This window comes from Photobacterium rosenbergii, assembly GCF_033022775.1.
GTDB lineage: Bacteria > Pseudomonadota > Gammaproteobacteria > Enterobacterales > Vibrionaceae > Photobacterium > Photobacterium rosenbergii_A.
This window is the reverse complement of record NZ_JAWJZI010000031.1, coordinates 21,525-28,067: the sequence shown is the minus strand read 5'-3', so window position 1 is coordinate 28,067 and position 6,543 is coordinate 21,525. Positions and strand designations below refer to the sequence as shown.

The following is a 6,543-nucleotide window of genomic DNA, read 5'->3' as shown; positions in this document are numbered from 1 at the left end:
AGTTCAGTTGGTTAGAATACCGGCCTGTCACGCCGGGGGTCGCGGGTTCGAGTCCCGTCCGCTCCGCCACTTATTAAAGAAACCTCAGTCGAAAGGCTGGGGTTTTTTGCTATCTGTAGCATGGAAAAGGGACTCTCACGAGCCTTCGGCTTGAGTCCCGGTCGTGCGCGACCCCGGCCCTCCGCTTCTTACTAGAGATGCTTTACAGTAATCCCTATCTATTTGTTCAACTCGGTTTTTCGACGACTCATCTATATCGCCAGTCATTTTGAAAGGCTGAATTGGCCTTAGTGTTTGGGTTATGTGTGAGTGGGCATGAGTCGTTTTACTAACCGCAAAAAAGCCCTGCATTTTATAGCAGGACTTTGCTGTGAATTATTAGATAGTACCTAAGGGTGTGGTCTATTGATGGCTTTCAACCATAAAAAATGGCGCTAATAACTCTAGAATGGTTTCCCTAAAAGGTTCGTGTGTCTTGCTTCCCAGTAGATCGGCAATCTCTTGGCCTGTTGGCGATAGGCGGTAATAGGTGAAACTCAGCCCTTTTTGGTGCGGAGTTAGTTGATAGGTATGATTTTGGTAACTAAAGGGTAGAGGAGCGCCTGAAGCGAGCTCTCCCGATTCTAATTCACTTTTTAGGATTAAGCCTAGCTCCAGCAAAATCAGAAGATCAGAGTATGGCAGTGAAAAATTGCCTAGTGAGACTTTATGCAGTGTTGGAGTAAAAAGGCTAGGAAAAAATTTATGCCTTGCCTTTAATGCCGTTAGGATCTTTTTACTTTTATCCGTGCCAAAGTGGCATGAAAGTGTACACGCTCGATGAAACACCTGGGCTTCTTTATGGGTCATACTTCGGAGTGTATCGAGTGTTTTCAGGGAGACTGAGCCTGGAGTAAGAGATTCTTGGCGAAGGATACGACTCCAGAGCTGTTGCATAGAGTTATTGCGAATCGTTTTGGCTATGGCGGTGAAGTAGCTCAGCCAATCCGGGTCAATCTGTTTAGCTTTCTCGGGATGAGTATTATCAAAAGCGAGTTTGAAGATTTTTTCTAAGCTTTCCTGTTGGAGGTGATGTTCCTTTTTGAGCCTATCCTCATACCTTTCTGATATCGTTTTAGCTCCCTCTTTGGTGATGAGGAAGCAAACTCCAAGCTCTTCTGCCATATTCGCAATGATACTGGGGGGAGTCGTTTTGGTTTTTTCTTTTTCTGATATTTGTGGTTCTAGGGGAGCGGGGACTTTGCTTTCGCCTTCCATTGGGATCACCCTTAAGTGTAAAAAAGCCAGCCATAAAGGCTGGCTAAATGAGATCACATATCGTCGTAGTCTTCTAAGGCTGTACCTTCAAGCAAATAACCGACTTCGGCAAGCTCGTGGCTAACAGGCTGGGTCTTTAGTGTACCAACCACGTAAACCACATCCCACAGTTGTTGGATAGGAGCGCCTTTGGGGAACTTCACATATACAATTTGATTTGGCGGTGGTGGTGGTACGTGGATACAGGCTCCAAAATAAGGTACCAAAAGAAACTCGGTTACTGCTTTATCATCCCCTTCTAGTGGGATCACAAACCCAGGGATCTTAACGGTGCTTCCATTGAGCTCTTCCCTGACATTACCAATCATAGACTGCTTGGCTGCATCGCCATCATGGTTGAGTATGGGCATTTGGTTTGCGTTGAATTGAGCTCGTTCTTTTTCCGGTACGAGATCAATCCAGTCCAGTGTCAAAGGCTCATTGGCAAAGCTGAGTAGTGGAAACCAGCAGCAAAGAGCGAGTAGCCATTTTTTCATCTATTTATACCTTGATTGTCATGCCATCCGAGAGCGAATGTCGATAGGCGCGGATAGCAGGAATGATACCGACTAGCATACCAGCTAACTGCACAAGTAATAACAACAACAGTTCATAGCTAGTAGGTGCTGTGATCGGGATTAGCAAACCAAATTGTGACTGAATGATCGGTTGGGTGATAAATAATATCAAGTACAGCAAAGAGGTACCGACGACGACACCCAGTGCAGTCAGTAATGTCGCTTCACTGGTTAGCAGGAAGAAGATATGCCCGGGTCTTGCACCCATAGCGCGGAGAATTGCCATCTCCCGGCGCCTTTCATTCAGGCTGGTCAATAAGCTGGTTAGCATACCCAGCAGTCCTGCGATGACGACAAACCCTGAAACCACCAATAAAGCTTGCTCAGCGACAGACATCATGCCCCACAACTCATGCAGGGCGATACCCGGCATAATGGCACTGAGTGGCTCTTTGGTATAGGTATTGATGTAGCGTTGTAGGGCAAAGGTTTGAATTTTGGAATTAAGGCCAAGCATAAAAGCCGTGATTTGTTTAGGTTCAAACTGTTGCGCAGCAAGTAAATCCGCATCCGGTGTTGGCCCAAGGCGCGCACCACTTTCCCAACCAACATGAATGGCTTCTATCGCGGGCAGCGAGACATGTACACTGCGATCTACCGGCGTTCCTGTCGGTTCTAGGATCCCTACAATTTTAAATGGCAGGTTGTCATGGCGATTAAAAGATTGATCGCTGATACCGTGGGCAATTATGATCTCATCACCGATGTTGTAGTCGAGTTTTCTTGCAACATCAGCACCGATGACGGTTTCGAAAAGGCTATCGAAGACTTCGCCCTGGGCGAGTTCGAGAGGTTGCTTCTGCCCGTACCGGTAATGCTTAAAGTAATCTCCATTGGTACCGATGACCCGGAAGCCGCGGTGCGAATCTCCCAGGGAAATTGGAATAGCCCACTTTACGGAGCGATGCTGGCTGATTTCTTGGAAGCTTTGCCAATCAATATTGTTGGTCGCGTTACCGATCCTAAATACGGAATAGAGAAGCAGGTTAACCTGGCCAGAGCGAGAACCAACAATCAGGTCGGTTTCTGAAATCGTATTGGCAAAGCTCGACTTGGCCTGAGTTCTGACTTTTTCAACGCCAAGTAGAAGGGTGACTGAGATGGCAACGGTTAACAATGTCAAAATTGCGGTGGCTTTTCGGTTAGCCAGACTTTGCCAGGCCAGGCGAATGATCGCTCCCATTATTGTCTCCCTGCTGCTTGGTTAATGGTGTTTAGATTGATGCTGCGATCAAAAAGCGGCTCGAGTGTTTCATCGTGGCTGACAAAGAGTAGTGTGGTGCCAGACTTATCGCATTCCGCCATTAGCAACTTGATGAAAGCTTCACGGTTATCATGATCCAGTGCCGAGGTCGGCTCATCGGCGATTAACAGCTTCGGCTTGCCAATCAAGGCTCTCGCGGCTGCGACTCGTTGCTGCTGCCCGATACTGAGTTCACTGATAGGGCGCTCTAGGCATTCATCCGGTAGGTGAAGTTGGGACAGTAATTGTTTTGCCTGCTCAAACATTCCTCCGTTTATTTGCTGCTTCCGTAGTGCTGAGAAACGGCAAGGGAGAAGAACATTATCAATCACTGATAAGTAAGGCAGCAGGTTGAACATCTGGAAGATGTAACCAATATGGTCGGCCCGAAAACGATCTCTAGCTGTCGGCTTTAGGCTGCTGAATGATTGCCCTAGAAGTTCAATGCTCCCCGATGTCGGTTCGTTTATGCCGGCTAACAAGCTCAGGAGGCTTGATTTACCACTGCCGCTAGGGCCTTTGATGAAAACTTTTTCACCTTGGTTAACCACCAATGAAGGGATATCCAGTAATGGCTGGGTCTGGCGGGGCCATTGGAATGTGAGTTCGCGGATCTCAATGATGCTCATGGTCTGTCCTAAAATGGGGAATTGCTTCCCCATTTGGGTTACTTTTGAATTAGAAACGGAAAGTGGTCGTGCTTGACGTTAGCGAGCCACCTTTTTGTCCTTTGTCCGTAATCGCGTTTACGGTAATTCGCTCGGTGGTTGGGAAATGCGTAAACCATTGGGTTTTGATTTCAGTTAACTGATTAATATCACCACACTTGTAGGTGTATTGTGCCGAGAACTCACCGTGGGCACCATGGTCATGGTCGTCATGATCTTGCTCATCATGGTCGTGAGCATCATCTTCTTGGGAGGATAGCGTTTCTGTGACTTGGCTATCTACCAATTTACATTGTGCACTTGCCGTTAGCATCCAAGTTTCCCCTGGAGCTTTTAGCTTCGTGATTGCGTTTTCAATCGCCGCTTTTTGCTCGTCAGTTTGAGGTGCGTGCTCAAAGCCGACAATATCGGCACCTGGCGCGTGAATTTCCATTAATAAGTCTTGGCCATCCTGGGCGATGTTCACTTCAACGACGCCGTGAACGTGGGCGTCATGTTGACGGAAGTGATCATCCGCAGCGGCTGAGCCAGAGGCTGCCAGACCAAGGGTGACGAACAAAGTGGCAATAGGTGAAAGAGATTGATTAAAACGCATGGTTACCCCAAAAATTTAGTTAATGATTTAAAAGTCTCTGAATAAAAAAATTCAATGTATTGGAGGTGAACGTGCTATTGGGGGAAGGTATTGCGGGAAGCCCTTTTCTGTCTCCTGGGTGGCCATTACTGATAAGTGATTTATCGGGGCAGCTAGGAGAGTGGTTTGGCTATGGAAGCTGTCATGAACAATATGGCAGATAGAGCAGTCGATGGCGTGGTGATGATCAGTACTTGCCTCAAGTTGGTGCAATACAGTGACCGGCCCGATGATAATGATCAGGCTAATGAGTAAAAGGCTTAGTCTGGGTGTCCAACGCTGTGCAAGATTCACTTTGATAAAATAAAAGCCATATCCATGTGGTGTAACAATATAACATTACTACTGTTGCTAGAGTATGGCCTTCATTATCATTTTATGCTTATTTGGGGGCTGTTAAGCCGCCTTAAAGGTTGCTTTTCACCAGTTCAAGGGCTTGATTAATTTCTTGTTCTGTTAGCTTGCCTTCTTTTACAAACAGTACTTGGCTGTTTTTATCAAGAACAATGATGGCGGAGCTTTCAGCAGCTAGCTGCCATGAGTCATGAACACTGCCATTGGCATCAAGAACCATGGAAGACCAGGAAAACTCTTTCTTACTGTCTTCGGCAGATGATTTTACGAAGCTCCCTGTGCCCCAGATAGCATCATCTTGGTTGATAATTGTTGTAGTTTGGTACTGATCATCTGGGAAGTCCGCTGCAGTGATAGCACTCATTAGATCGGCATTCATTGCCTTGGCCGAGCTGCGGCCTGCGATGGCTTGGAGTACCCTCACCTTACCTGCTAGCTGATTGCTGTTCCATTCTTGATAGACAATTTTGTCATCTTGTAGGGTAATTTCACCTTTGTCCGCAACCACTGCGTTCGGAAGTGGTTCACCGACAGTGAGATTATGGGCAAATACAGTCCCTGGTAGCAGCATGGCCAGCATGGCGAAAATTGGCTTCTTGTTCATCTTTATTTCCATTATTTATTAGACGCGCCATTATCTTAGATTAGTGATAGCAAGCTGGTTTAACCAGTTTGTAAAGCCTTGAACTTTATCACGAAAATATAAAACAAAGTGCGTATTTTGGTGAGCGGCTTGGTGCTCTGAAAATTAGTTTGATAAACATCCTTTAACTGGCAAGTAACTTGCTTATTGTTTTATCCATTCAGGTAGTCTTGGAAAAAGGAAACATCTGGGGATTTTCAAGGTCTATATTGATAGTAATTTTGTGAGGGAACCATGTTAAGAGTATTCAAACAATATCGACCAAATCAAGTTGCTCGCTATGTTAAAAGTTACTTTAGGGGGCGGTTATTCATTATAGGCGTTGGTGCTTTTGAATTTGACCGTGGCCGTTTGCTACCGCCCAAAAAGCAAGATACTAAGGCGCTGAATGTACTTAGCGAAGTTAACCGGGAGATCCAGCTCCTTAGTGCTGAAGCAGTCTAACTTTTTTGCTGTGGTGGCATGCAGATGCCGGTACCACCTAGCCCGCAGTAACCATTGGGGTTCTTAGCTAGGTATTGCTGGTGGTAATCTTCAGCGAAGTAGAAAGTGCCGGCTGGCAGGATCTCGGTAGTGATAGCGGTATCGCCAAGCGCTTGTTGATAGAGGGCTTGGCTCTCGAGGGCTGCCTGTTGTTGTTTATCTGAATGGGTATAGATGGCAGATCGGTACTGGGTACCTATATCGTTGCCTTGGCGCATCCCTTGGGTTGGGTCGTGTTTTTCCCAGAACAGGGTGAGCAAGGTATCCAGGCTTATTTTTCTTGGGTCAAAGATCACCCTGACGACTTCGTTGTGACCTGTTCGCCCGGTACACACCTCTTCATAGGTTGGATTCGGAGTTAGGCCGCCGCTGTAGCCTACAGAAGTACTGTAAACCCCATCTTGTTGCCAGAACAGTCTCTCGGCACCCCAGAAGCATCCCATCCCAATAGTGAGTACTTCCATATTGTCAGGGATATCGTCATTCAGCAGTGTCCCGTTAACCGCATGGGGGAGCGAGGGAACAATGGGCGTGGCCCTACCGATCAGGGCTTGGCTTTCTGTGGGTAAGGTTTGTTTGACTGGCGACATGGTTATTTCCTTATTTTGCTGCCATGGACTTAGTTCAAAGTAGAGGAAACACGG

General features: G+C 46.8%; 8 protein-coding genes. 1 reads left to right on the top strand and 7 read right to left on the bottom strand.

All coding sequences use genetic code 11. From position 1 onward, the window contains the following. Window positions 1-402: 402 nt before the first annotated feature. The 6 genes from R2X38_RS25935 to R2X38_RS25910 form a co-directional block, all read right to left on the bottom strand. Window positions 403-1,257: a TIGR03899 family protein gene (locus R2X38_RS25935; RefSeq protein ID WP_317525247.1), complete on the bottom strand. Its 855-nt coding sequence runs from the start codon at window positions 1,255-1,257 to the stop codon at window positions 403-405. A gap of 53 nt (window positions 1,258-1,310) precedes the next feature. Continuing rightward, window positions 1,311-1,793: a DUF3299 domain-containing protein gene (locus R2X38_RS25930; protein ID WP_317525246.1), complete on the bottom strand. Its 483-nt coding sequence runs from the start codon at window positions 1,791-1,793 to the stop codon at window positions 1,311-1,313. A gap of 4 nt (window positions 1,794-1,797) precedes the next feature. Then, window positions 1,798-3,057 carry an ABC transporter permease gene (locus R2X38_RS25925; RefSeq protein WP_317525245.1) on the bottom strand — a complete coding sequence of 420 codons (1,260 nt, stop codon included), beginning with the start codon at window positions 3,055-3,057 and terminating at the stop codon, window positions 1,798-1,800. After that, window positions 3,057-3,746 (bottom strand): ABC transporter ATP-binding protein, encoded by a 690-nt coding sequence (locus R2X38_RS25920; protein ID WP_317525244.1) that lies wholly within the window; start codon window positions 3,744-3,746, stop codon window positions 3,057-3,059. Before R2X38_RS25920 ends, R2X38_RS25925 begins: the two co-directional genes overlap by 1 nt. A gap of 49 nt (window positions 3,747-3,795) precedes the next feature. Beyond that, window positions 3,796-4,380 (bottom strand): zinc uptake protein ZrgA, encoded by a 585-nt coding sequence (gene zrgA / locus R2X38_RS25915; RefSeq protein WP_317525243.1) that lies wholly within the window; start codon window positions 4,378-4,380, stop codon window positions 3,796-3,798. Between the two features lie 445 nt (window positions 4,381-4,825). After that, entirely contained in the window at window positions 4,826-5,377 is a 552-nt protein-coding gene (locus tag R2X38_RS25910; protein WP_317525242.1) for a YtfJ family protein, read from the bottom strand. A gap of 273 nt (window positions 5,378-5,650) precedes the next feature. Between R2X38_RS25910 and R2X38_RS25905 the strand changes: the two genes are divergently transcribed. Continuing rightward, window positions 5,651-5,860: a DUF1107 domain-containing protein gene (locus tag R2X38_RS25905; RefSeq protein WP_317525241.1), complete on the top strand. Its 210-nt coding sequence runs from the start codon at window positions 5,651-5,653 to the stop codon at window positions 5,858-5,860. On the opposite strand, the gene msrA is transcribed toward R2X38_RS25905, so the two are convergent. Further along, entirely contained in the window at window positions 5,857-6,489 is a 633-nt protein-coding gene (msrA, locus tag R2X38_RS25900) for a peptide-methionine (S)-S-oxide reductase MsrA (RefSeq protein ID WP_317525240.1), read from the bottom strand. The genes R2X38_RS25905 and msrA overlap by 4 nt on opposite strands. Window positions 6,490-6,543 lie beyond the last annotated feature (54 nt).